Source organism: Flavobacterium antarcticum DSM 19726 (genome assembly GCF_000419685.1).
In the GTDB taxonomy this organism is placed as follows: domain Bacteria; phylum Bacteroidota; class Bacteroidia; order Flavobacteriales; family Flavobacteriaceae; genus Flavobacterium; species Flavobacterium antarcticum.
In genome coordinates this window covers 373,600-398,310 of record NZ_ATTM01000001.1, presented here as the reverse complement: position 1 = coordinate 398,310, position 24,711 = coordinate 373,600, and the positions used below count along the sequence as shown (strand labels likewise).

The 24,711-nt window shown below is 34.9% G+C and carries 23 protein-coding genes and 1 tRNA gene; 12 read left to right on the top strand and 12 right to left on the bottom strand.

Features of this window, described 5'->3' with window-relative positions; all coding sequences use genetic code 11:
* Window positions 1-7: 7 nt before the first annotated feature.
* The 3 genes from era to YWA_RS0101885 form a co-directional block, all read right to left on the bottom strand.
* A complete protein-coding gene (gene era / locus YWA_RS0101895) occupies window positions 8-892 on the bottom strand; it encodes a GTPase Era (RefSeq protein ID WP_022826803.1) in 885 nt (294 codons plus the stop codon).
* A gap of 129 nt (window positions 893-1,021) precedes the next feature.
* Window positions 1,022-1,094: transfer RNA gene (locus YWA_RS0101890), tRNA-Met, on the bottom strand.
* Between the two features lie 207 nt (window positions 1,095-1,301).
* On the bottom strand, window positions 1,302-1,586 hold the full coding sequence (locus YWA_RS0101885) for a 4a-hydroxytetrahydrobiopterin dehydratase (protein WP_022826802.1): 285 nt from the start codon (window positions 1,584-1,586) through the stop codon (window positions 1,302-1,304).
* Between the two features lie 66 nt (window positions 1,587-1,652).
* On the opposite strand from YWA_RS0101885, the gene YWA_RS0101880 reads away from it, so the two are divergent.
* Complete coding sequence (locus tag YWA_RS0101880; RefSeq protein WP_022826801.1) at window positions 1,653-2,867, top strand: GNAT family N-acetyltransferase; 1,215 nt, start codon at window positions 1,653-1,655, stop codon at window positions 2,865-2,867.
* On the opposite strand, the gene YWA_RS0101875 is transcribed toward YWA_RS0101880, so the two are convergent.
* Window positions 2,854-3,738, bottom strand: a complete 885-nt coding sequence (locus tag YWA_RS0101875; protein ID WP_022826800.1) for a diacylglycerol/lipid kinase family protein — start codon at window positions 3,736-3,738, stop codon at window positions 2,854-2,856. The genes YWA_RS0101880 and YWA_RS0101875 overlap by 14 nt on opposite strands.
* 149 nt (window positions 3,739-3,887) lie before the next feature.
* Here YWA_RS0101875 and YWA_RS0101870 point away from each other — a divergent pair, with 149 nt between their 5' ends.
* On the top strand, window positions 3,888-4,856 hold the full coding sequence (locus tag YWA_RS0101870; RefSeq protein ID WP_022826799.1) for an App1 family protein: 969 nt from the start codon (window positions 3,888-3,890) through the stop codon (window positions 4,854-4,856).
* Here YWA_RS0101870 and YWA_RS0101865 read toward each other — a convergent pair whose 3' ends face one another.
* Window positions 4,857-6,764, bottom strand: coding sequence for an ABC-F family ATP-binding cassette domain-containing protein (locus YWA_RS0101865; protein ID WP_022826798.1), 1,908 nt, complete (start codon window positions 6,762-6,764; stop codon window positions 4,857-4,859).
* Between the two features lie 108 nt (window positions 6,765-6,872).
* On the opposite strand from YWA_RS0101865, the gene YWA_RS0101860 reads away from it, so the two are divergent.
* Complete coding sequence (locus YWA_RS0101860) at window positions 6,873-7,250, top strand: DUF983 domain-containing protein (RefSeq protein WP_022826797.1); 378 nt, start codon at window positions 6,873-6,875, stop codon at window positions 7,248-7,250.
* Here the strand turns inward: YWA_RS0101860 and YWA_RS0101855 are convergent.
* From YWA_RS0101855 to topA, 7 genes are all read right to left on the bottom strand, one after another.
* Window positions 7,247-8,296 carry an NAD(P)/FAD-dependent oxidoreductase gene (locus tag YWA_RS0101855; RefSeq protein WP_022826796.1) on the bottom strand — a complete coding sequence of 350 codons (1,050 nt, stop codon included), beginning with the start codon at window positions 8,294-8,296 and terminating at the stop codon, window positions 7,247-7,249. The two genes, YWA_RS0101860 and YWA_RS0101855, sit on opposite strands and share 4 nt — an antisense overlap.
* Window positions 8,297-8,363: 67 nt before the next feature.
* On the bottom strand, window positions 8,364-9,278 hold the full coding sequence (porN, locus tag YWA_RS0101850; RefSeq protein ID WP_022826795.1) for a type IX secretion system ring subunit PorN/GldN: 915 nt from the start codon (window positions 9,276-9,278) through the stop codon (window positions 8,364-8,366).
* A 44-nt stretch (window positions 9,279-9,322) separates the two neighbouring features.
* Window positions 9,323-10,861, bottom strand: a complete 1,539-nt coding sequence (porM, locus tag YWA_RS0101845; protein ID WP_022826794.1) for a type IX secretion system motor protein PorM/GldM — start codon at window positions 10,859-10,861, stop codon at window positions 9,323-9,325.
* Window positions 10,862-10,916: 55 nt separating this feature from the next.
* The gene (gene porL / locus YWA_RS0101840; protein WP_022826793.1) at window positions 10,917-11,561 is read right to left on the bottom strand and encodes a type IX secretion system motor protein PorL/GldL; all 645 of its coding nucleotides are present in this window, start codon (window positions 11,559-11,561) and stop codon (window positions 10,917-10,919) included.
* Window positions 11,562-11,633: 72 nt separating this feature from the next.
* Window positions 11,634-13,022: a T9SS ring complex lipoprotein PorK/GldK gene (gene porK, locus YWA_RS0101835; protein WP_022826792.1), complete on the bottom strand. Its 1,389-nt coding sequence runs from the start codon at window positions 13,020-13,022 to the stop codon at window positions 11,634-11,636.
* 144 nt (window positions 13,023-13,166) lie between these two features.
* A complete protein-coding gene (locus tag YWA_RS0101830; protein WP_022826791.1) occupies window positions 13,167-14,318 on the bottom strand; it encodes a formimidoylglutamase in 1,152 nt (383 codons plus the stop codon).
* Between the two features lie 3 nt (window positions 14,319-14,321).
* On the bottom strand, window positions 14,322-16,877 hold the full coding sequence (gene topA / locus YWA_RS0101825) for a type I DNA topoisomerase (protein WP_022826790.1): 2,556 nt from the start codon (window positions 16,875-16,877) through the stop codon (window positions 14,322-14,324).
* A gap of 193 nt (window positions 16,878-17,070) precedes the next feature.
* Here topA and miaB point away from each other — a divergent pair, with 193 nt between their 5' ends.
* From miaB to groL, 9 genes are all read left to right on the top strand, one after another.
* On the top strand, window positions 17,071-18,519 hold the full coding sequence (gene miaB, locus YWA_RS0101815; RefSeq protein ID WP_022826788.1) for a tRNA (N6-isopentenyl adenosine(37)-C2)-methylthiotransferase MiaB: 1,449 nt from the start codon (window positions 17,071-17,073) through the stop codon (window positions 18,517-18,519).
* A 64-nt stretch (window positions 18,520-18,583) separates the two neighbouring features.
* The gene (locus tag YWA_RS0101810; protein WP_022826787.1) at window positions 18,584-18,958 is read left to right on the top strand and encodes a GxxExxY protein; all 375 of its coding nucleotides are present in this window, start codon (window positions 18,584-18,586) and stop codon (window positions 18,956-18,958) included.
* A gap of 62 nt (window positions 18,959-19,020) precedes the next feature.
* Entirely contained in the window at window positions 19,021-20,289 is a 1,269-nt protein-coding gene (locus YWA_RS0101805) for a sigma-54 interaction domain-containing protein (protein ID WP_022826786.1), read from the top strand.
* A gap of 22 nt (window positions 20,290-20,311) precedes the next feature.
* Window positions 20,312-20,818: an LptE family protein gene (locus tag YWA_RS0101800; protein WP_022826785.1), complete on the top strand. Its 507-nt coding sequence runs from the start codon at window positions 20,312-20,314 to the stop codon at window positions 20,816-20,818.
* A 25-nt stretch (window positions 20,819-20,843) separates the two neighbouring features.
* The gene (locus tag YWA_RS0101795) at window positions 20,844-21,722 is read left to right on the top strand and encodes a tetratricopeptide repeat protein (RefSeq protein ID WP_022826784.1); all 879 of its coding nucleotides are present in this window, start codon (window positions 20,844-20,846) and stop codon (window positions 21,720-21,722) included.
* A 4-nt stretch (window positions 21,723-21,726) separates the two neighbouring features.
* Entirely contained in the window at window positions 21,727-22,071 is a 345-nt protein-coding gene (secG, locus tag YWA_RS14495; protein WP_157505279.1) for a preprotein translocase subunit SecG, read from the top strand.
* Window positions 22,072-22,210: 139 nt separating this feature from the next.
* Entirely contained in the window at window positions 22,211-22,486 is a 276-nt protein-coding gene (locus YWA_RS0101785) for a co-chaperone GroES (RefSeq protein WP_022826782.1), read from the top strand.
* A gap of 75 nt (window positions 22,487-22,561) precedes the next feature.
* Window positions 22,562-22,924 carry a four helix bundle protein gene (locus YWA_RS0101780; RefSeq protein ID WP_022826781.1) on the top strand — a complete coding sequence of 121 codons (363 nt, stop codon included), beginning with the start codon at window positions 22,562-22,564 and terminating at the stop codon, window positions 22,922-22,924.
* A gap of 39 nt (window positions 22,925-22,963) precedes the next feature.
* Window positions 22,964-24,595, top strand: coding sequence for a chaperonin GroEL (groL, locus tag YWA_RS0101775; RefSeq protein ID WP_022826780.1), 1,632 nt, complete (start codon window positions 22,964-22,966; stop codon window positions 24,593-24,595).
* Window positions 24,596-24,711: the final 116 nt, after the last annotated feature.

Sequence of the window (24,711 nt, the reverse complement as noted above, 5' to 3'; positions counted from 1 at the left end):
TTGTTATTTAATTTTGGTTGTAACCAAATCGTTTCAACATATTGGTATTGCTTCGCCAATTTTTATTGACTTTCACATACATTTCTATGTGAATTTGTTTTCCAAAAAACTTCTCTAAATCAGCACGAGCTTCTACTCCTACTCTTTTCAACGCTTCTCCTTTATGTCCGATGATGATTCCTTTTTGCGTATCACGTTCGACCATAATTAGTGCACGAATTCTAATAATATTTTCATCTTCGAAAAATTCTTCTGTTTCAATTTCAACAGAATAAGGAATTTCCTTCTTATAATGAAGTAAAATTTTCTCACGAATGGTTTCATTTACAAAGAAACGTTCCGGCTTATCCGTCAATTGGTCTTTTGGATAATATGGTGGCGAAGCAGGTAATAAATCTAGAATTCGGTTGAAAACTTCCTTTACATTGAAATTTTGCAACGCTGAAATAGGGAAAATTTCTGCATTAGGAACTTTTGCCGTCCAATACGCGACTTGCTCTTCTAATTGCACTTGGTCTGAAGTGTCAATTTTATTCAACAACAGTAAAATTGGAATTTTAGCGTGAATAATTTTATTGAAAAACGCTTCGTCTTTTAAATCTTGTTCGCCAATTTCGACCATGTAAATCAAGATATCAGCATCTTCAAACGCCGATTTCACGAAATTCATCATCGATTCCTGCATTTCATAAGCTGGTTTGATAATTCCTGGTGTATCCGACAAAATCACTTGAAAATCATCACCATTCACAATCCCCAAAATACGGTGACGCGTGGTTTGTGCTTTCGAAGTGATAATCGACAAGCGTTCACCCACGAATGCGTTCATTAAAGTTGATTTTCCCACGTTGGGATTTCCAATTATATTTACAAAACCTGCTTTATGTGACATCTAAAAATTTTATTTATGTTGCAAAGGTAATCATATCAACCGAATAGACGTACTAAAACCATCATTTCCTATCAAACAGCACTTCCTTAAAACAAAAAAACCACTAACTTTCGTTAATGGTTTTTCTAGTAGCGGGAATTGGACTCGAACCAATGACCTTCGGGTTATGAGCCCGACGAGCTACCTACTGCTCTATCCCGCGATATATCGTATTTCTCAAAATTTCAATTTGTGGAAACAATTGAGATATTTTTCCTGTTTGTTTCGGGTGCAAATATACAACCAATATCGTATTAAACAAGTGTTTTTAATTAAAAATATTTTAAATCAGTGTTTTAATATAAAATTATCAGTATAATACACTAGAAAATAGCGCTCTAAAAGGCTAATATAAATTTCAAAATTGTTTTTATTTCTCCAATTTTTCTATTGCTAAAGCCAAATCAATATCTTTTTGTGTAATTCCGTCCGCATCGTGAGTCGTCAAACAAATTTTTACTTTGTTATAAACATTAGACCATTCCGGATGGTGATTTGCTTGTTGCGCTAACAATGCCACTTGCGTCATAAAACCAAAAGCTTCAATGAAATCTTTAAATTTAAATTCACGAACCAACTGATTGTCTATTAATTTCCACGACGTCAAATTTGTCTTTAATTCCTTTTGAATTTTATCCGTGCTTAATTTTTCCATTTTGTATCATTTTTAAAACAATTGAATGCTAATTTACGTAAACATTAGTAATTATAATCTTAAACTTTGACGTGGAATTTTACCACTCTTGTAAAAACAATTACTTTTGCTTCACTTAAAATCGATTTGAAAAACAAATTTCACCATACTATAGTTGACAAAGTCAAAAATCTTCCTGCAAATTGGGACGATTTAGCTTGTAAAAATATTTTTCTTTCAACCAATTATTTAAAAGTACTCGAAGAATCGGCACCTAAAAATATGCAATGTTTCTTTATTTCAATCTTTGAAAAGGAGGAACTAGTTGGCATTGCTATCGCTCAATTTTTGGATGGCAATCAAATGGAATCTTTTGGTGATCGAGACCAATGTTTAAAGACTTTTACGAGAAATTTCGCTTTTAAAAATTTTTCTAGTCAAGTGCTTTTCATTGGAAATAATATGTTGACCGGACAAAATGCATTTTCATTCTCACTTTCTATTTCTCCAATTGATGCTATAAATGAATTGAAAAAAGTAAGTCAACAGTTGGAAAAGCAATTAAAAGGAGAAAGAAAAAAAATACATCTTACTACTTTTAAAGATTTCACAGAAAAAGAAATTCCACTTTTTGAAGAAGTTGGTTTCTCACGTTTTTTTCAATTTCAGATTCAGCCCAATATGGTTTTAGATATTGATAAAAATTGGCATTCTATGGATGATTATGTGAATGATTTGACTAAAAAATACCGTGACCAATACAAGCGTGCTCGCAAAAAAGCAGTTGATGTTGAAAAACGTAAATTAGAATTAGAAGAAATTTTAGCTTCGGAAGCACATATTTACGAGTTGTATTATCATGTGGCGAAAAGTGCTCCATTCAACACATTTTTACTTCAGAAAAATCATTTTAGTTCGCTTAAACGGAATTTAAACCATGATTTTCTATTTTATGGCTATTTTCTAAATGATGAATTAATCGGTTTTAATACGTTGATTAAAAACGGCGAGACGATGGATACTTATTTTCTTGGTTATGATGATAAAATTCAACGAGAGAAAATGTTGTATCTCAACATGCTTTACGATATGATTGGTTATTCGATAAAGAAAAAATTTAAAACAATTATCTTTGGCCGAACGGCTTTAGAGATAAAAAGCAGTGTTGGTGCCGAACCGCAGAAGATGTTTGGCTATATCAAACACAGTAATCCTCTTTTACAGTGGCAAATGCCACGGATTTTTAATTCTTTGCAACCCAAAATTGATTGGCAAAAAAGAAATCCTTTTAGAGAAGACTAACGGGAACCGCGACTTTCATTTGTTTGTGTAAAATATCAATTTCTACTACTTTCTCTTCACCTATGTATTCTCCATCAATTTGAAAAGGCACCGGAACTTCTGTTTTAATTGTCGCTTTATCCGTCGAAATTATAAGAACATCTTCGGAATCTAAAGGCATATTTCCTGTGATAATTTGGCCAAAAACAAATAAATCTAGATTTTTTATAATGACAAGTTCAAACTTTCCATCGTCCATTTTCCCGTTTGGATTTATAGTAACACCAGTTCCGTATTTTTGGGAATTAGCAATAATGATAATTCGTGCAGTAACTTCAACTTGTTTATCATTTGCAAAAATTTTAGCAGAAAAAGGTTCCTTCATTTCTGATAAAGTCGAAAATGTTTGCAAAGCGTAACCTAGCTTTCCGCGAGTTGTGCCACTTTCGTAGTTTTTAACTAATTCGGCATTCAATCCCAAATCACTTAAATGCATACTTTTTCGACCGTTAATCCGAATCATATCCATTTCCATGGGAGCGTTGTGAAAAGCGATTTTGATGTTTTCCATTAAATCGGAAGGCAAATCTAAATCTACGGAAAGTCCGTTTGCTGAACCTGCCGGAAGAATTCCGATGATAATATCGCATTCTTCTAACGCTTCTGCAACCATCTTAATTGTACCGTCACCACCGGCTACTAAAACGCGTTCGGGCTGATGTAAGTCGCATAAACTTCGGATTTGTTCTTCATCATTCTTTCCTGTAGTTTCATACAAAATGAAGCGAATATTTAAATCATCCGCATAAAATTTAGCTTCCTGAATGAACGTTGATTTATCGACATCACCCGAAATCGGATTGACCACCATTAAAATATTCTTTTTCGTCATTTTGTTTTGTTACTAAATCAAAAAATTATAATTTGTAGAATCTCAAATGTAGTAAATTTATAAAATCGTTCGTTGTGTTTTGATGATTAAAAATATCAATAAATAACACTACCAAAAGCGAAATAATTTACAAGTTGAACCGAACAAATATGAAGCCAATTTTAAAGTTATACCGAGGGTACGCCAATGAACAGGAATTAATTGTAATGGGGCACGTCTTTAAACCAACAACGCAAGAGGAATACGACTTTCAAAAGAAAAAATTTAAAAACGCGCGTTCGATTATTCGGATGTATCAAACCAAAACCAAACCAAATGCCGATGTTTTTTTAGAACGAAATGGACGCGTTATTCATACCAAAACTTTAGAAGACGGTTATTTTAAATTCTGCATTCCGATAAAAGAAATTCTTGGATACGGTTGGCTTGATTATAACGTTCATATTTTGCACGAAGGCGAAAAAATTGAAGCGAAAGACACTTACGTTCGGCCGTTTGATGGAAATTTGGGATTCATTTCTGATATTGATGATACATTTTTGGTTTCGCACACTCGAAATCCGTTCAAAAAACTCTACATTTTATTATTTAGAAATGTGAATATGCGAAAAGTGTTCGAAGGAGTTGTTCCGCATTATCAAGCATTAAGTACGGCCGGAAGAAATAATAAGGACGAGCAAAACGCCTTTTTTTATGTTTCAAGTAGTGAATGGAACTTATATCGCTTCATTGTTGATTTTACGGAGTTAAATAATTTACCTCGAGCCGTTCTACTGTTGAAAGATATTAAAACGAGTTTAATGGATTTTTTCATTACAGGAAGAGGCGACCACAATCATAAATTTGAAAAAATAAAGCACATATTGGAATTTTATCCCAATTTGACTTACACTCTTTTAGGCGATGATTCTCAAGAAGACCCTTATTTGTATGAAACAATTTGCAAAATTTTCCCTGAAACCGTTTTAGCCGTTTACATTCGACAAACGGGAAAACATAAGAAAGCAAAAACCCAAAGTGCTTTAGAAAACATAAGTACTTTGGGTGTTAAAACTTGCTATTTCCGGGACAGTCACGAAGCAATTTCACATTCCAAGCGAATTGGATTGATTAAATAATTACAAAGCGTCAATTTCACCTTGAACTACTTCCCAATCTGCTAACAATTGGTCTAAATCTTTCTTCTTTTTATTGTATGCTATGAAGAAATTTGCGTCTTCAATGTGTTTGTCGTAATTCGCCGCTAATGCTTTATCGTCTTTTTGAATGTCATTTTCCAACTGTTTAATTTGACTTTCTACTTTGCTCAAACGATTCTGCAACGATTTATTTTTCTTTTGGTCTTCGTACGAAGATTTGTTGCTTTCCTTTGCATTCTCTTTTTTCGCGATGTCTTTTTTCTCGACTTCACGCATATTTTCAAGATTTCTTTGTTCTAGGAAATAATTGATATCGCCTAAATATTCCTTAATTTTTTGGTCTTTAAATTCGTACACGAGATTTGACATTCCTTGTAGGAAATCTCTATCGTGAGAAACTAACAACAAAGTTCCTTCGTATTTTTGCAAAGCGGCTTTCAAAACATTTTTAGATTTTATATCCAAGTGATTCGTCGGCTCATCCATTACCAAGACGTTTATCGGTTGTAAAAGCAGTTTACAAAGCGCTAAACGGTTTCTTTCGCCTCCTGAAAGTACTTTTACCTTTTTCTCTACATCATCTCCTCTGAACAAAAACGAGCCCAACATGTCGCGTACTTTCGCACGATTCGTATCTGTTGCAGCATCTTCCATGGTTTGCAAAAGCGTGATTTCTCCGTCTAAATATTCGGCTTGATTTTGTGCGAAATATCCAATTTGAACATTGTGCCCTAATTTAATTTCACCTTGATATTCAAATTCATTTACAATTGCCTTAATGAAAGTAGATTTTCCTTGACCATTTTGACCTACAAAAGCAATTTTACTTCCTCGTTCAACCAATAATGAAATATCTTTCAGAATTGTTTTATCACCATAACTTTTCGTCACTTCTTCCGCTTCAATCACTACACGTCCGGGAACTTTTGACACAGGAAACGAAATATTCATTACCGAATTATCATCTTCATCGACTTCAATTCGTTCTACTTTATCTAACTTTTTGATTAACGATTGTGCCATTGACGCTTTAGATGCTTTTGCTCTAAATTTCTCAATTAACTTTTCCGTCTCCTCAATTTTTTTGGCTTGATTTTTTTGAGTTGCCAATTGTTTTTCACGAATTTCATGACGCAGTTCTAAATATTCAGAATACGGCTTGTTGAAATCGTATGCTTTTCCAAGTGAAATTTCAATTGTACGATTCGTCACATTGTCCAAAAACATCTTATCGTGCGATACAATTACGACAACTCCAGGGTAATTTCGAAGGAAACTTTCCAACCAAATGATACTTTCAATATCCAAGTGATTCGTAGGTTCATCCAGAAGCAAGACGTCGTTACTTTGTAAAAGTAATTTCGCTAATTCGATTCGCATTCTCCAACCTCCCGAAAACGTTTCTGTTTGGTTATTAAAAACCTCCCTTTTAAATCCTAAACCTAAAAGAATTTTTTCCGTGTCTCCTACGTAATTATAACCTCCTAAAAGTTCAAATCTGTGTGTGTAATCACCTAAATCTTCAATGATTTTGCTGTATTCATCACTTTCATAATCGGTACGAGTGACCAACTGATGATTGATTTCTTCTAATTTCTTCTCTACAATTTTGATGTCTACAAATGCTTCGTATGCTTCTTCTAAAACAGTCCGACCTTGTTCAAAATCGATATCTTGTCTTAAAAAACCCATTCGAACTTCCTTTTCTTGCGAAATTACGCCAGAATCAGGTGCAAAATCTCCTGCCAAAATTTTCAACATTGTTGACTTCCCGGCGCCATTTTTTCCTACTAGTCCAACGCGATCTCCCGCTCCTAAACGAAATGTTACTTCTTCAAAAAGAAAGGTTCCACCAAAGGAAACAGATAAATTGTGTATGTTAAGCATGATAAATTTTTAAATTCTTTGAAGCGAAACTTCAAAATTGTGTGAGTTAAGTTGTAAATTTGCATACCGAAATTTCGGCAAACAGACTAAATTAGAAATATTTTGCAAATGTTAAAAAAAGGATCCAAATTATATAGCATTTTAACAGGAACTTGTCCTCAATGTCAAAAAGAAAGCATGTATGTGGATCAAAACTTGCTTCATTTGAACAATGTCATAAAAATGCACGAACGATGCAGTCACTGTAATTTAAAATACCAGATCGAACCTTCGTTCTTTTACGGTGCAATGTATGTAAGCTATGGATTGAATGTGGCCATCGGGATTTTAACTTTTTTAATCGTATTCCAGTTTGACCGAAGTATGATGGCGTCCTTTATCAGTATCATAATTGTACTTATTTTAGCATTTCCATTAGTGATGCGAATGTCGCGAAACATTTATATCAATTTTTTTGTCTCTTACGATCCAGAAGCGAGGGATTAAATGTTTTTTTTCTTAAATCGTCTTATTGAATAATTCATAGGGATTTCTGCGTCATTTTCACTCAATTGAAATAACATTCTCGCAGAATAAGGTCCTAACATTACACCTCTAGTTCCTAATCCGTTTAGTACGAAAAGATTTTTGTGCAATTCATGGTTTCCAAGAAGTGGTTTTCGGTCTTTTACTGTTGGCCGAACACCTGCATAATGTGAAATTATTTCAAAATTACATTGCAAAATTTCCTTGATACGCGATACTAATTCTTCCCGTCCTTCACTTGTGGGTAGATCTGTTTTATCTTCCCAATTGTATGTGGCGCCAACTTTGAATAGATCATTGCCTAACGGCAAAATAAAGACACTTGTGTTGATGATGTCCGTCAATTGAAGTTCGGGCGCTTTTATGATAAAAAGTTCGCCTTTCGTTCCGTCCAATGGTAAATAGTTAAAGAAGGGATTGGCGTGAATTCCAAAACCTTCCGCAAAGATTACCTTTCGCGCCGAAATATCTTTATATCGCACTTCATTATCATTAATAACAAATTTAGAATAGTCGACGGTTTCGTTCACAATCAAATTATGTTCACCTAAATAATTTTGATAACTTTTCAGAAATAGTGCTGTATCAAGATAACCCGTTCGTAAAACTTTTCCGTAATTAAATGGAGCATCAATTCCGCGAATGTTTTTCTTAACCATTTCAGTGGACAAAAACGGTGCTAATTTTGGTTGATCAGCAGCCTGAAACCAATTATTCTGTTCTTCGATTGAAAAAAACTTACGTAAAAGTGGCAAAGGGAAATTAATTTTTATACTTGTTCGACTTTCAATTTTCGAATAAAATTCATCCAGATAATCCAACTGCAAACCTGCATCTTCCAAACCTGTAAAGCGTTTTAAAATAACAGGATTGTATAGTCCTCCAGCAATTTTAGAAGAGTTCTGCGAATCATCCGTAATCAATCTGAAGCTTTTGTTGTTTTGCAAACAAAGCTCTGCGAAACAGAGTCCTGCAATTCCTCCTCCTACAATTAAATAATCTACCATAGTGCAAAAATAAAAAAAACTCTTACCTAAATTGGTAAGAGTTTTAGTTTAAAAATAAAATTACAATTTAGTAATTCCACATATCTTGTTCAAAATCTCTGATTTTGTCTTTCACACGTTCTGCTTCAAGCAATTGCATTTGAGAATTGTCTTTCATGTACTTTTCAATCTCACGATCTCCATACACATTTTCCTCTTGATAGATAACTGCATTAAAACGTCTCGAATTCAACAATCGATCAAACGAGATTGGCATTGCTGAGTTTTTATCATTGAAAGCGTAGGCTTGATTCAATACTTCTCGAGCTGCTGGAAAGTAAATCCAGAAAAGTTCAATAGCTACTGCATCGTCATTACCAACGTCTCTCGCTTCTTTAGCAACAGGACAAATAGCAATTAGGCGGTATTTTAATTCACCTTGACGTTTGTCAAAGTACCAAAAACCTTTAATGTGATAAGCAGAGATATCCTGAGAAGTTAAGAAACGTTCATCCACATACTGAGGATCGAGCACTCTTTTACCACTCATGTAATCGTCGTAATAATTATTAATTTCATCACGACCGGCGTTTGTCGTATCTCTAAACTTAAATGTATTCTCCATTTCAGTTAAAGTACGCTTTGAATTAAAATAACTATCACCGTACACTTCCGTCAACTCGCCACTTTTTATTGCTTTAAGAAGCACATGGAAAAGAGATCTTCTATCAGAACCAATATTAGCAGTATCTACAGGAAAGTACATTGGAAAGTTAATTCGCTCATCTAAATCGATGATTTCCCAAACCGCTTTACCCATAAGGATATCACGATCATCTACAAAACCATATGGTAATGGCTTATCATTATCTGAAAGTAATTGAGCCGCTGATTTCTTTCCGATTTCATCGGGAGTTTTAGCATTCAATAAATTAGATTGTGCAGAGGAAGTAATACCTCCTGCAACTAAAATGATTAGTGATAAAAAATTTCTACAATTCATAGTGTATATTAAAGTGGTTTAATTAAAACGTTAAACCGGTATTATTATTGTATTTCGTAAAATGCAGGAGCAGTTTGACGCAAAATGATTGGCGAGCCTTCAATTTTTGTCTTGATTTCAGAAATCGTAACGATGTCACCTCTTCCAGCTCTCGCCATTGCAGCTTCACATTGCTTGTTTACACGATTTCCATTTACAACTACTGATGGCTGACCTGAAACTCTAAATGTAAATTGCGTTACTTGTAACTTAACGTCAAAATCAAAGTCAACTAATTCAGCTGTTACTTGTGAAACAGCTAAACGTCCTTTAGCACCTTTGCTATCACCTACTTGTCCTCCAATTGCACCTTGTGGAGCAGGAATGTTTTTGATACGGTATGCTTTTCTATCGCTAACAGAAGTTCCATCAGGAAGTTTTCCAGTAACGTTAATTAAAACTTCTGTACCTTGACCAGGACTCATGTTATACTTTCCGTTACCACCTGCTTTTGATAAACCTGCAGCTGAAGCTGTAACATTATTATCTGAAACTCCGGCAAAAGATATTGTCATAGGATTCACAACACCTCTGTATACTACGTTCATTTTATCTGCTGCAATTGTAGCAGAATTAGGACGAGGTACTACAACGTAGTTACCTTTAAATGGTAAAGAGATTGTTTTTCCATCTTCTACGAATTTAAATTCTCCACCAAGCTTTTGTTCACCAACAGCTCCAGCAGTTAAATTAATTTTCGCTTGACCTGTAGCAGGATCTAAAGTGGCACCACTTACACTTGCAGGTTTCGTGTTTTCATCGTAACGACCTAAAACAACTTTTCCTGTAACTTTTTCTCCTTGAAAATAAGCGTTTTTATCTAAAATAACCATCGCTTGATAATTACTATAAGATGCAGCTTGAACGGCCGCTTTTCCTAAAGCCGCACTTATAACGTCAGATTCTGCTTTTTTAGCATCACTTTGCCATGCTGAAAGCTTAGCTAAAGATGCGATTGCTGGGAAACCTTTAAAGTGGTAATCTAAAAATTTAATTTTAATTCCTTCTTTATTAGTAACATCAGTTACATCAAACTCTTTATTTACTTGATTCAGAATTGCAGAGTATTTCTTCTCTTCTCCTAAAGCTTCTTTCATTTCAGATTTATATGCTGCAATAGCAGTCATAACATCGTTTCCTCTTTTAGTATAGCCTTCACCTGAAAACCAATTATTGTCTAAGTTTTCAGACTTATCCATTGCTTCGTAAGGTAATTTTCCATCCTCAGGTTTTACACCTTCAAGAACTTCTACCTTTGCAGTTGCAATAAAATCAAAGAACTTTTTTGTTGCTGCTTCTACTTTATGAGCCGTAATCGCTGCTTTCGAGAATTCACCAGAGGCTTCAGCAGCTTTAGTGTCTAACGAAGCCATCATTTGCTCGTTTGTCAATTTTGAAGTAGTGTTTGCAGCTTCGAATTTTTCATTCATCAAACCGAACGCTGATAATACTTCTTTTGACATATTCATTGCTAACATCGCGATGAAAACCAGATACATCAGGTTAATCATCTTCTGTCTAGGGGTTAATTTTCCTCCTGCCATTATAAATTAGTTTTTTTGTATTTTGTTAATTAAAAATATAGTCTTAAACTAATTATTATTTGTTACTCATTGCAGAAAGCATTCCACCATAAACATTGTTTAAAGAAGCAATGTTTGCAGTCATAGATTGCATTTGATCTTTTAATTTAGAAGCGTTGTCAGCAATTTCTTTATTTGCTTCAGCATTTCTTGAAGCGCTTTCTAATTGTACTTTGTACAAACTGTTTAATGATTCCATTTGAGCAGCAGCCATTGACAGTTCTTCGCTGTATTTTTTAGTTGCAGCAATTCCATCAGCAGCTGGAGAGATTCCTTTCGCAGCAGATTCGAAATTTTTGATACTGTTTCCTAAACTAGCCATCATTGCACCGTCAATTTTCGCTTCTTTCAATAGATTATCTAATTTTTGAGACAATAAACCTTGTGCTTCAACTGGATTTTCTTTTTTTACAATCTTTCCTTTTGTTTCGCCACCTGCTAATTCAGGATATACCAATGTCCAGTCTAATTCGTTGTCTACTGGTTCAAAAGCAGACAGTGCAAAAATCAATGCTTCAGTAATCAATCCAATAGAAAGCATTAAAGTTCCTGTTAATGGTCCAATTTCAAAGTGTGTAATTTTAAATAATGCACCAATGATTACAATCGCTGCTCCCATACCGTAAGCGAAATTCATTGCTTTTTTGCTTAATAATGCCATAATAATAGTTTTTTTTTAGTTAATTTAGTGAGTTATAAAGTTTGGTTAAATACAATTTAATGTAGGAAATAATTACTTAGTTCCTGTAGTTTGGGTTCCCATATAATCTTGAACAGTACGGAATCCGATGTAACTTCTAGCAGTATCTGCATATTCGAAATCACGCGTACTAACTTGCAACATAAACGCTACGTCTTTCCACGAACCTCCACGTAAAACTTTACGTTGGTTTTTACTGTCTGGCACATTAGGATTCATTGTTGAAACGAATTCGTAAGCTCCTGCATCGTAAGAAGAATCAGTCCACTCTGCAACGTTACCTGCCATGTTGTACAAGTTATATCCGTTTGGATCGTATGATTTAGCTTCAACTGTGTACAAAGCACCATCAGCTGCATAATCTCCACGATTTGGTTTGAAATTCGCTAAGAAACATGCTCTATCGTTTTTAGTGTAAGGACCTCCCCAAGGATAAGCTCCTGATTGCAAACCACCTCTAGCTGCATATTCCCATTCTGCTTCAGTTGGCAAACGGAACGAGTTAATCAAGTTACGTCCTTTTTTCTTTTTAGATTTGATATGCGAATTTTTATACAAAGTTCTCCATGCACAAAATGCTTTTGATTGTTTCCAATTTACACCAACAACCGGATAATCGCTGTATGCTTGGTGCCAGAAATAATCATTATGCATTGGCTCGTTATAAGAATAAGAGAAATCTTTAATCCATGCTGTTGTATCAGGGTAAATTTCAACTGGCTCTGATTTTTTGATAAATCCTTTTCTACCTTTTTTCTTAACCGCTTCGTTTAAGTTCACTTCAGTGTAACGGAATTTCAATTTATTAACATCTATAGTTCTCAAACCGTTGTACGATTCTTCTATAGGCAAATACATAGAGTCCATTACTTCACTGTAAAATTCATCTGGATACTTAGCCGTATCTGTAATCAATTTTACCTTTTTATTGATTTTACGTCCTGCATACATATCATCTTCAGTACCAATACTGTAATAATTTTCATACATATACTTGTCGTAAGGTGTCATCTTCTCAGGATCAGCATCGCTAAAAGCGAAGTCACCAATACTTGAGGCATTTTTTCCGCCTTTACCACCAGCACCAGTCTGTCCTTGGTCATCTGCCATGATCGCTAAACGAACACGGATTGTAGAATCTTTTACCCATTCCACAAACTGACGGTACTCGCTATTTGTTATTTCTGTTTCATCCATGTAGAATGATCGAACGGTAACTGTTTTTGTTGGAGCATCCCCAATATTAGCCAAATCATCGTCTGATTTACCCATAATATAAGATCCGCCTGGTACTAATGACATACCGTAAGGTTTCTCTGGGTGCCACTTTTTTCCTTTGACTCCAACTAACTCCCCTTTGTCGCCAGAACCACAGCTGAATAATAATGATGATAATGCTGCAAATGCAATGAACTTCTTCATATAAATTTGGGTTATAAAATATTCTTAATTTTAAGGTCGTAAACCTATTTATTTTTTTTTATATAAACAATTTTTTTTAAAACAAATACTTAAAAAAATGTGAAATGTTTGTTTAAAAATTATTTACCATACGTTAACTTGCTGTTAAATAATGCTTTTTCTTTGGTTTTTCCACCAACGATTTGGTATTTCTTGATTAATCGCGCCTAAATAATCTTCATACGAACACGGTAATAACGTGTTTTTCTCTCTTTTAGTATGAGAATGAATTATTTGCGGGACCTCAATCCACCATCTTTCGCTCTTATTGCTCTTGTAAAATATCAATTCTTCCTGTTCAAGCGGAACAATGTACTTGATATAATTGTCTTTTGTACTGAACGGATACTCATTGGAACGGTAATGATAACCTTCAATGAAGTACCATAAAATTTGCGCAATCAAAATACTTTCTTGCTTTGAACTATTGTGATTAAAAATCCCAAAAATTGACACTTTATCACTTATTCCAGCATATCTCGATAATGAACATATTTCTTTACCGTTAAAACCATTTGGCGTAAAAGTAACGAAATTACCGGAATTTGATGATTGGATCGATGTTAAATCTACACTTACAATATCCGCGTCCCTAAATACAGGCTCTGCGATCGTAATATCATTCGTAATCTCTCCCAAGCGATAGCCTTCAAAGAACAGTTTTTCCATCAAATCAATCTCTTCTTGTGCATTATAGTAGGTTTGATAACCCACCACACTATAATTAAAAAGATTGTTCGGCTCCTCAATAATCATTCGAGTTAAGTAAGAAGAAGCCATATCTGTGGCGTTTTCCTTCCCTAAATCAAATTTACTATCAATGGAAACTAAATTCACCATCTGTTCCAAAACATCGTAAGCACGATACATAGCGTACGTCAAGTCCTGGCTTCCGCCAATAATAATTGGAATAATTTTCTTTTTAATAAGTGAAGCAACAACTGACTTCACAGCATAATACGTATCACTTAGTTCATTACCCGCTCGAATATCTCCTAAATCAGCAATCGTACTTTGCCAATTTCCGGGATATAAACTGTAAAATTCTTTTCTAATAGCGGTTAATTCAACGGCGTTAATTTCGTTTGAATCGCCTCGATTTTCCAAAACACCTATAATAGCAATTTGGACTTTATCTAAATCTGGAAAATCAACCTCAGAATGCAGCACCACTTTACTCCCCAAATTTTGCGAAGTTAACGATTCCACATACTGAATAATCTCATTATTTAATGGATGTAAAAATTCAAATTCCATTTCCTATTTCTTTTTTACGGGTGCTTTTTTAGTTGCCGTTGTTTTTTTAGCCGTCGTTGTTTTTTTAGCCGTCGTTGCTTTCTTTGCTAGTGCTTTTTTAGCCGCCGTCTTCTTAGCAGGCGTCTTTTTAGCAATCATTTCTTGCACTTCAGCAAAAGTCAATGCCGCAGCATCCACTTCTTTAGGAAGCTCAATTTTGATTTTTCCTTTCGTAATCACAGAGCGACCCCAACGTGCTTTCTCCACCTTGATTCCTTCGTCTGGCCAATGATGAATTACTTTATCAATTTCCTTCTGAATTTTATCTTCAATCAACTCCACAATGTCTTCTTGAGATAGATTATCGAAATTATATTTTTTATTTACATTGATGAACATTCCACTCCATTTCAAGAAGGGACCAAAACGACCCACTCCTTTTTGAACGGGTTCCTCTTTGTAGGTTGCAATTGGTGCATCAGCTTTTTCTTTCTCGTCAATCAATTCTTCCGCTCTAACTAAAGTAACATCCATTGGATCCTCCCCTTTTGGCAAAGAGATAAACATAGTCCCAAATCGAACGTAAGGACCAAAGCGTCCATTATTTACTTCCACTTCTTCTCCTTTATATGTACCTAAGTTTTTAGGCAGTAAAAAGAGTTTCAACGCTTCTTCAATCGTAATGGTTCCGATATTTTGATCGTTCATTAAACTGGCAAATATTTTCTCTTCATCTTCAGCATTACCTATTTGAGCCATCGGACCAAACTTCCCTAAACGAACGCTGACCGGTTTACCGGATTTTGGATCCGTTCCTAAAATTCGTTCACCTGATTCGCGTTCTGCATTTTCTTCAACATCTTTCACATTCGGGTGAAATTGATCGTAAAACTCTTGCATCATCTTATGCCAATCGACATTTCCTTCTGCAATTTCATCAAAATCCTGCTCTACTTTCGCGGTAAAATTATAATCTAAAATGCGTTCAAAGTTTTTAACCAAGAAATCGGTTACTATTGTTCCAATATCTGTTGGAACTAATTTTCCTTTATCCGAACCTGTATTTTCTGTCAACAACTTCTCGCCTACTTTTCCAGCAGCTAAAGTAAGTTGTGTGTAATTTCGTTCTTGACCTTCTAAAGTTCCTTTTTCAACATAATTTCTGTTGATAATTGTAGAAATCGTTGGTGCGTAAGTGGACGGACGTCCAATTCCAAGTTCCTCTAATTTCTTGACTAAAGAAGCTTCCGTATATCTTGCAGGAGCTCGTGTGTAACGTTCCGTTGCTGTAATATAATTATTTTGTAGTTTCTCACTTACTTTTAAAGCCGGCAACAAACCTTCTTGCTCTTCATCATCATCGTCATTTCCTTCCAAATAGACTTTCAAAAATCCTTCAAAAAGCAATACTTCACCCGTTGCAGCGAAAACTTCATCGTGGTTATTTGCTTGAATTTTCACGTTCGTACGTTCCAATTTAGCATCACTCATTTGAGAAGCTAATGTTCGTTTCCAAATCAAATCATATAATCGTGCTTGGTCACGGTCAATATTCACCGTATGTTGCGACATATCTGTCGGACGAATCGCTTCGTGTGCTTCTTGAGCTCCTTTGCTTTTATTGGTAAAAGTTCGCGGATGAGAAAATTCTTTTCCATACGAACGAATGATCTCCGCTTCAGCCGCATTCATGGCATCTTTCGAAAGATTCACACTATCCGTTCTCATATAAGTAATAAGTCCCGCTTCGTATAGTCTTTGTGCTAATTGCATTGTAATTCCAACAGGCAAATACAATTTACGAGCTGCTTCTTGTTGCAAAGTCGAAGTCGTAAAAGGTGCTGTTGGAGATTTCTTTGTTGGTTTCGTTTCTAAATCCGATACTTTATAGGTAGAACTACTATTTTTATTTAAAAAGTCTTCAGCTTCTTTTTTCGTCGAAAAATTCTTAGGCAATTTTGCTTTAAAAGTTTTTCCAGACTCGTTTGCAAATTCTGCTACGATTGAATAAGATGCAACCGCATTAAAGTTCTGTATTTCTCTTTCACGTTCCACAATTAGACGAACGGAAACCGATTGAACACGTCCAGCAGATAGTCCTCCTTTAATTTTTCTCCACAAAACAGGCGACAATTCATAACCAACTAAACGATCTAAAACGCGTCGAGCTTGTTGAGCATTAACTAAATTATAATCAATTTCCCTTGGATTATCAATTGCTTTTAAAATTGCTGTTTTTGTAATTTCGTGGAAAACAATTCGCTTGGTTTTGCTTTTATCCAAATTTAATTCTTCGGCTAAATGCCAAGAAATGGCTTCACCTTCGCGATCTTCATCACTTGCTAACCAAACCATATCGGCTTTCTTGGCAAGTCCTTTAAGTTTTGCAACCAGGGCTTTTTTATCAGGAGAAACCTCGTATTTGGGTTTGAATTTATTTTCAACATCTACACCAATTTCTTTGGAAGGTAAATCAGCAATATGTCCATAACTGGACTCTACCTGGTAATCACTTCCTAAAAATTTCTCTATCGTTTTTGCTTTCGCAGGTGACTCTACAATCACTAAATTCTTTGCCATAATGCTTTTCTTTCTCGGGCAAAAGTAATTGTTTTTTTTAAAATTCCGTTTTATTGTGTGCTTTTGTGGGTAAAAGTGTGAATGAGTTTTTAAAATAGTATGAATAATTTTGTTAAACTCAATCTGCCAACTTGTCACATCCTATTAAAAAAAGCTATATTTGCAGACGGAAAAATTCCTACTTTAGACGACCATGGAAAAGACAATTGAAGAAAGCAAACAAGGCGAAAGCTTGGTTTTAGAAAATAAAGCACAGAATTCAAAGAAATTATTTATTGAAAGTTATGGTTGCGCGATGAACTTTTCGGACAGTGAAGTCGTGGCTTCGATTTTATCAGAAAATAATTACAATACCACTACTATATTGGAAGAAGCGGATTTAGTATTAATAAATACGTGTTCCATCCGTGATAAGGCAGAACAAACCATTCGTAAACGTTTAGAAAAATACAATGCCGTAAAGCGTGATTTGAATCCAAAGATGAAAGTGGGCGTTCTCGGTTGTATGGCCGAACGTTTGAAAACCCAGTTTTTAGAAGAAGAAAAAATCGTAGACCTTGTTGTAGGTCCCGATGCGTATAAAGATTTACCAAATTTACTTCAGGAAGTAGAATCAGGTAATGACGCCATCAACGTAATTTTGTCGAAAGACGAAACTTACGGCGATATCTCTCCTGTTCGATTGAATACGAATGGAATTTCAGCTTTTGTTTCGATTACTCGTGGTTGTGATAATATGTGTACGTTCTGCGTAGTTCCATTTACGCGTGGACGCGAAAGAAGTCGCGAGCCAGAAAGTATTATGGCCGAAATCCAAAAACTTTGGAACACAGGTTATAAAGAAATCACACTTTTAGGTCAAAACGTAGATAGTTATTTATGGTATGGCGGCGGATTGAAAAAAGATTTTGGCAATGCTTCAGAATTTGCACAAGCAACTGCTGTCGATTTTGCACAACTTTTAGAAAATGTGGCAGTTACATTTCCTAAAATGCGTATTCGATTCTCAACGTCAAATCCGCAGGATATGCACGAACCGGTTTTGCATATTATTGCGAGATATCACAATATCTGTAAACACATTCATTTACCTGTTCAATCGGGAAGCGATCGAATTTTGAAAGCAATGAATCGTTTGCACACGCGTGAAGAATACTTCAACTTAATCAATAGAATTAGAGCAATAATTCCAAATTGCACAATCACTCAAGATATGATTGCAGGTTTCCCAACAGAAACCGAACAAGACCATCAAGACACAATGAGCTTAATGTCTCATGTAAAATATAGTTTTGGCTACATGTATTCTTATTCTGAACGACCAGGAACTATGGCGGGAAGAAAATTAGACGACGATGTTCCTGAACCAACAAAAGCAAGACGTTTACAAGAAATTGTGGATTTACAGCGCGAACACAGTGCTTTCAGAACACAAGAATTTTTAGGTCAAACGGTTGAAGTTCTAATTGAAAAAGAATCAAAACGTTCCGCTGACGAATGGGCGGGAAAAAACTCCCAAAGTATTATGGTTGTTTTCCCAAAAGAAAATTACAAAGCAGGTGAATTCGTAAATGTAACAATTACAGATTGCACCAGCGGAACTTTAAAAGGTGTTGCTGTAGGTTATTCGGAAATGAACTAAAATAAGTTAGCCACAGATTAAAAAGATTAAAAGGATTTTTTGTGAAATTTTATTTACATCATCTATGGAAAGTCATCATAAAGAAGAAGAAACTTATAAAATTATCGGACTCTGTATGGAAGTTCATAGAAATCTAGGGCCTGGATTATTAGAAATAATTTATAAAGATGCTTTGGAAATAGAATTCAAAGAAAACAATATACCTTTTGAAAGAGAGAAAGAATTTTTAGTTGAATATAAGGGCAAAATTTTACCTCATAAATTTAATGCAGACTTTGTAGTAAACGAAGACATAATATTAGAAGTTAAAGCGATAAAAGAATTTTCAAATGAGCATATTGCTCAAATTTTAAATTATATAAAGTTGTCGAATTCAGAAATTGGATTGTTAGTGAACTTTCAAACCAAATCTTTACAATACAAGAGATATGTAATGTAACTAAAAGGATTAAAAATAAATCTGTGAAAATCATTTTAATCTGTGGCAAAAAAATAAAATAAATGGAATCAGTTCAAGCTATAAAACAACGTTTTGAGATTATTGGAAACAATCCAAAGCTCAATCGTGCCATTGAAAAAGCAATTCAAGTTGCACCAACAGATATCTCGGTGTTAGTTGTTGGAGAAAGTGGTGTTGGAAAAGAAAGTATTCCAAAGATCATTCATTCGCTTTCACATAGAAAACACGGAAAATACATTGCAGTAAACTGTGGCGCAATTCCCGAAGGAACAATTGACAGTGAGCTTTTCGGACACGAAAAAGGCGCTTTTACAGGAGCAACTTCTACACGCGAAGGCTATTTTGAAGTAGCAAGTGGCGGCACAATTTTCTTGGACGAAGTCGGAGAATTACCGTTAACAACACAAGTTCGTTTGTTACGTGTTTTGGAAAATGGAGAATTTATCAAAGTGGGGTCTTCCCAAGTTCAAAAAACAGACGTGCGAATTGTGGCAGCGACCAACGTAAATATGTTTGAAGCGATTGAAAAAGGGAAATTCAGAGAAGATTTATATTATCGATTGAGTACTGTTGATATTCCACTTCCACCACTTCGTGACCGTAAGGAAGATATTCATTTGTTATTCAGAAAATTCTCATCTGATTTCGCACATAAATATAAAATGCCAGCCATTAAGTTGGACGACCAAGCGGTTCAATTGTTGTTGCAGTTTCGCTGGAGCGGAAATATTCGACAATTGCGAAACGTTGCGGAACAAATTTCGGTTCTAGAAACCACAAGAGACATTTCAATTGCGACCTTAAAATCCTATTTGCCATCAGAAGGAAGCAATTTACCGTCGGTTATTAAAGACAAAAAGAATGATTCTGATTTTGGTACCGAAAGAGAAATTCTTTACAAAGTCTTGTTTGACATGAAAAGTGACTTGAATGATTTGAAGAAACTGACCATGGAATTAATGGAAAGTGGCAATACAAATGTGCAAGAGAAAAATAAAAATCTGATTCAAAAGATCTACGGTTCAAACCAAGAGGAAAACGAAATTGATTTTGAAGATCAAAATGAATTATCGGTCATTCCGATGGCGAAAACTACTCAATCTGCTTCTAGTACTTTTACTGATTCTGAAGACAATTACCTTTTTGCCGAAACGGTTGAAGAGGAAGAAGTACTGAAATTAGAGCAGAAGGAGATTGAAATGATCAAAAAATCATTAGAGAAAAATAAAGGTAAACGGAAAGCTGCAGCAGATGAATTGGGAATTTCCGAAAGAACTTTATACAGAAAAATAAAACAATTTGATTTGTAGTATATTTGACTTTTTAAATAAAATGAAGAAATTAAAAAATAGTGCGTTCCTGTTTCTGATTGCAATCACTTTCAACAGCTGTTCCGTTTATAACTTTACGGGTACTGGAAAGATTGATGCCAAAACGTTTCAAGTAAATTATTTTCAAAATACTGCGGATTTAATTGAACCGGGAATTGATCGAACTTTTACTTTACGTTTGCAAGATTTAATTCAGAACCAGACCAACTTAAGTTTGACCAATTCAGGTGGCGATTTAGTGTACGAAGGCGAGATTACGGATTATCGAATTTCACCCATGACGGCAACTGCTGATCAACGTGCGGCTCAAAACCGATTGACGATTCGAATTAATGTTCGTTTTACCAATAAGAAAAAAGAGGAAGATAACTTTGAGAAAAGTTTTTCTTTTTTCAAAGATTTCCCCGGCACAAACTTGCCTGCTGGAGCACAGTTAAATACTGCTTTAGATGAAATTTTCGAACGAATTACGCAAGATGTTTTCAATGAATCATTAGCAAAATGGTAATCATCCACTATTAAAAAACGACCCTTTGAACACATACGAATTCACTTATTTACTAAACAAACCCAATGCGATCAAGGATAAGCATACAACTGGTTTGGAGGAAATCGTAAATGAATTTCCGTTTTTTCAAAGTGCTCGTGCATTGCTTTTAAAAGGTTTATACAATCAAGAAAGTTTTCAATACAATCCTGCATTACGAAAAACCGCCGCTTATACTACAGACCGAAGTGTACTTTTTGATTTCATCACAAGTGGCAATTTTGCACCCGTTCAAAAATTATTTATTGAGGAAAAGGAAGCTTTTATTAATGAAATAAAGGTAAATGATCTTGAAATTGTAACTGTAATTCCGGCAATAATTGACCACAAGGTGGAAACTTCCACTTTAGAACAATCAATTGTGAATTCAATTAAAGAAGCAGAGGAAGTCGAGTCAGTTTCAAATACTGAAGAAACGATAGCGATTATTTCTGAGAAATTAAATATCGGCAAACCGCTTGATTTTTCAAAAGAAGAAAAACATTCCTTCCAAGAATGGCTTCAATTAGCTAATTTTAATCCAATCGAAAGAGGAAAAACAGAAGTTGTCACAAACGCTGAACCGTTTTCTATCTCGTCTGATCCTGAGAAACAGAAAAAAACAGCATTAATTGATCGATTTATAAAAAATAATCCAAAGATATCTCCTATGAAGGAGTTGTCTAAAATAGCCCATATTCCTGAGCAAAATCAGGATCAATCGTATCTAATGACGGAAACCTTAGCGAAAGTTTATTTGGAACAGAAAAAATATCAAAAAGCAATTCAAGCATATGATATATTAATTTTGAAATATCCAGAAAAAAGTACTTTCTTTGCAGACCGAATTTCGGATATTAGAATTTTACAACAAAATAACAATTAATTAGATAATCATGTTTTCAATTTTTTTAGTACTAATAGTAATCGTTTGCTTTTTATTAATCGTAGTCATCATGGTTCAAAACCCTAAAGGTGGAGGTTTATCTTCAACATTAGGTGGTTCGCAACAAATGGGTGGTGTTCAAAAAACAACTGACTTTTTAGATAAAAGTACGTGGACACTTGGAATTCTTTTAATTGTATTGATTATGTTCTCAAGTTTGAGTTTTAATTCTGGAAATAGTGAAGTTAAAATTCTTGACAATAAACAAGTAGCTCCTGCGAAAACAGAAGTTCCTGCACCTGCAACTACAAATAATGCAACTCCAGCGGTAGAAGTTCCTGCTGAGTAATCATCACATACCTCCTATTAAAATGCCAGCTTGTCAAAGCTGGCATTTTTTTTAGGCAAAAGTGACAGTTTTAACCCATTGGCACAATTTCTGAAATACCTTCAATAACAAATTAATAATTAACACTAAATATAGTATTATGGCATTAAACATTAAACCTCTATCGGATCGCGTTGTGATTGAACCCGTTGCTGCTGAAACAAAAACTGCTTCTGGTATTTTTATTCCAGATACAGCAAAAGAAAAACCACAAAAAGGAACCGTTGTCGCTGTTGGAAATGGAACAAAGGACCACACAATGACCGTTAAAATTGGGGATACTGTTTTATACGGAAAATACGCTGGAACAGAATTAAAATTGGAAGGAACAGATTATTTGATTATGCGTGAGGATGATATTCTTGCAATAATTTAAGGCGCTTTAAGCATTACGCTATAAGCTTTAAGCAGCTAAACTGATCAGCAAAATTGGAATTCTAATTGGTGAAATATGAGAGATTTTAAAAAATATGAGATTTGGCAGATTAGTCATTCGTTTACTTTAGAAATTTATCGTATTACAAAATCTTTTCCAAAGGAAGAATTATATGGCTTAACGAGTCAAATTCGAAGATCTGCCGCTTCAACTCCAACAAATATTAGTGAAGGCTGTGGTAGAAGTAGTGATAAAGAATTTAATCAATTTCTAAATTTTGCATTAGGTTCAGCAAATGAAACAGAGTATTCCTTGATATTGTCGCGAGATTTAGGATATATCAGCATCGAAATTGCAGAGGATTATCTAAAAAAAATAAACACAATTAAGAGTAAAATCTATAAATTAAAACAGAAATTAATACCGCCAACGGCTTAAAGCGTAAAGCATAAAGCTAGTAGCATAATAAAAATTAAGATGGCAAAAGATATAAAATTTGATATTGAAGCACGTGACGGATTAAAACGTGGTGTTGACGCATTAGCAAATGCAGTAAAAGTAACTTTAGGACCTAAAGGTCGTAACGTAATTATTGGAAAATCATTTGGTGGACCAACAATCACTAAAGATGGAGTTACAGTTGCTAAAGAAATTGAATTGAGTAATCCATTAGAAAATATGGGAGCTCAAATGGTTAAAGAAGTGGCGTCAAAAACAAATGATTTAGCAGGAGACGGAACAACAACTGCTACCGTTTTAGCGCAAGCGATCGTAAAAGAAGGGTTGAAAAACGTAGCTGCAGGAGCAAATCCAATGGATTTAAAAAGAGGTATTGACAAAGCAGTTGAAGCAATTGTTAAGAACTTAGCTTCACAAGCACAAGTGGTTGGAAGTGACTCTGATAAAATCAAACAAATTGCTTCTATTTCTGCTAATAACGACGACGTTGTTGGTGAATTAATTGCAAGCGCTTTCGCAAAAGTTGGAAAAGAAGGTGTAATTACTGTTGAAGAAGCAAAAGGAACGGAAACGTATGTGGATGTTGTAGAAGGAATGCAATTTGACAGAGGATATCTTTCTCCATATTTTGTGACCAATCCTGAAAAGATGGAAACAGAATTAGAAAGTCCTTACATTTTATTGTACGACAAGAAAGTTTCTTCCTTAAAAGAATTGCTTCCTGTTTTAGAACCAGTAGCTCAATCTGGGAAACCATTATTGATTATCGCTGAAGATGTTGACGGTGAAGCATTATCTACTTTAGTAGTTAATAAATTACGTGGAGCGTTGAAAATCGCTGCTGTAAAAGCACCAGGTTTTGGAGACAGAAGAAAAGCAATGTTGGAAGACATCGCAATTTTAACGGGTGGAACTGTAATTTCTGAAGAAAGAGGTTACACATTAGAAAACACAACAATCGAAATGTTAGGTACTGCAAAAAGAGTAACTATCGATAAAGACAATACTACAATTGTAAGTGGTGCTGGTGAAGCGGACATGATCAAAAATCGTGTAAACCAAATCAAAGGTCAAATGGAAACGACGACTTCTGATTACGACAAAGAAAAATTGCAAGAACGTTTGGCTAAATTAGCTGGTGGTGTTGCGGTTCTTTACGTTGGTGCTGCTTCTGAAGTTGAAATGAAAGAGAAAAAAGACCGTGTAGACGATGCATTACATGCAACTCGTGCTGCTGTTGAAGAAGGAATTGTTGCTGGTGGAGGTGTTGCTTTATTGAGAGCAAAATCATCATTAAAAGACATTCAAACTTTAAATGCTGACGAAGCTACTGGCGTTCAAATTGTAGCTCGCGCGATCGAGTCTCCATTGAGAACGATTGTTGAAAATGCAGGTTTAGAAGGTTCTGTTGTAGTTGCGAAAGTAATGGAAGGCGAAGGAAACTACGGTTACAACGCTAAAACGGACGAATATGTTGACATGCTGTTGGCTGGAATTATCGATCCTAAGAAGGTTACACGTGTTGCGCTAGAAAATGCGGCATCTGTTTCAGGAATGATCTTAACAACTGAATGTGCATTGATTGATATTAAAGAAGAAAATGCCGGAGGCGGAATGCCAATGGGTGGCGGAATGCCAGGAATGATGTAAGATCGTTCTCATTGAAATATTAAAATCCGAAGTTCACGCTTCGGATTTTTTTGTACCCTATTTAGAAATTAAAGCGCATAAAAAAAGGCTGAATCTTCAGCCTTTTTATTTTTCTA

Excerpts from the sequence above, each read along its gene's own strand:
- era (WP_022826803.1), bottom strand. The coding sequence starts at position 892 with ATGTCACATAAAGCAGGTTTTGTAAATATAATTGGAAATCCCAACGTG.
- YWA_RS0101885 (WP_022826802.1), bottom strand. The coding sequence starts at position 1,586 with ATGGAAAAATTAAGCACGGATAAAATTCAAAAGGAATTAAAGACAAAT.
- YWA_RS0101875 (WP_022826800.1), bottom strand. The coding sequence starts at position 3,738 with ATGACGAAAAAGAATATTTTAATGGTGGTCAATCCGATTTCGGGTGAT.
- YWA_RS0101870 (WP_022826799.1), top strand. The coding sequence starts at position 3,888 with ATGAAGCCAATTTTAAAGTTATACCGAGGGTACGCCAATGAACAGGAA.
- YWA_RS0101865 (WP_022826798.1), bottom strand. The coding sequence starts at position 6,764 with ATGCTTAACATACACAATTTATCTGTTTCCTTTGGTGGAACCTTTCTT.
- YWA_RS0101860 (WP_022826797.1), top strand. The coding sequence starts at position 6,873 with ATGTTAAAAAAAGGATCCAAATTATATAGCATTTTAACAGGAACTTGT.
- YWA_RS0101855 (WP_022826796.1), bottom strand. The coding sequence starts at position 8,296 with ATGGTAGATTATTTAATTGTAGGAGGAGGAATTGCAGGACTCTGTTTC.
- porN (WP_022826795.1), bottom strand. The coding sequence starts at position 9,278 with ATGAATTGTAGAAATTTTTTATCACTAATCATTTTAGTTGCAGGAGGT.
- porM (WP_022826794.1), bottom strand. The coding sequence starts at position 10,861 with ATGGCAGGAGGAAAATTAACCCCTAGACAGAAGATGATTAACCTGATG.
- porL (WP_022826793.1), bottom strand. The coding sequence starts at position 11,561 with ATGGCATTATTAAGCAAAAAAGCAATGAATTTCGCTTACGGTATGGGA.
- porK (WP_022826792.1), bottom strand. The coding sequence starts at position 13,022 with ATGAAGAAGTTCATTGCATTTGCAGCATTATCATCATTATTATTCAGC.
- YWA_RS0101830 (WP_022826791.1), bottom strand. The coding sequence starts at position 14,318 with ATGGAATTTGAATTTTTACATCCATTAAATAATGAGATTATTCAGTAT.
- topA (WP_022826790.1), bottom strand. The coding sequence starts at position 16,877 with ATGGCAAAGAATTTAGTGATTGTAGAGTCACCTGCGAAAGCAAAAACG.
- miaB (WP_022826788.1), top strand. The coding sequence starts at position 17,071 with ATGGAAAAGACAATTGAAGAAAGCAAACAAGGCGAAAGCTTGGTTTTA.
- YWA_RS0101810 (WP_022826787.1), top strand. The coding sequence starts at position 18,584 with ATGGAAAGTCATCATAAAGAAGAAGAAACTTATAAAATTATCGGACTC.
- YWA_RS0101805 (WP_022826786.1), top strand. The coding sequence starts at position 19,021 with ATGGAATCAGTTCAAGCTATAAAACAACGTTTTGAGATTATTGGAAAC.
- YWA_RS0101800 (WP_022826785.1), top strand. The coding sequence starts at position 20,312 with ATGAAGAAATTAAAAAATAGTGCGTTCCTGTTTCTGATTGCAATCACT.
- YWA_RS0101785 (WP_022826782.1), top strand. The coding sequence starts at position 22,211 with ATGGCATTAAACATTAAACCTCTATCGGATCGCGTTGTGATTGAACCC.
- YWA_RS0101780 (WP_022826781.1), top strand. The coding sequence starts at position 22,562 with ATGAGAGATTTTAAAAAATATGAGATTTGGCAGATTAGTCATTCGTTT.
- groL (WP_022826780.1), top strand. The coding sequence starts at position 22,964 with ATGGCAAAAGATATAAAATTTGATATTGAAGCACGTGACGGATTAAAA.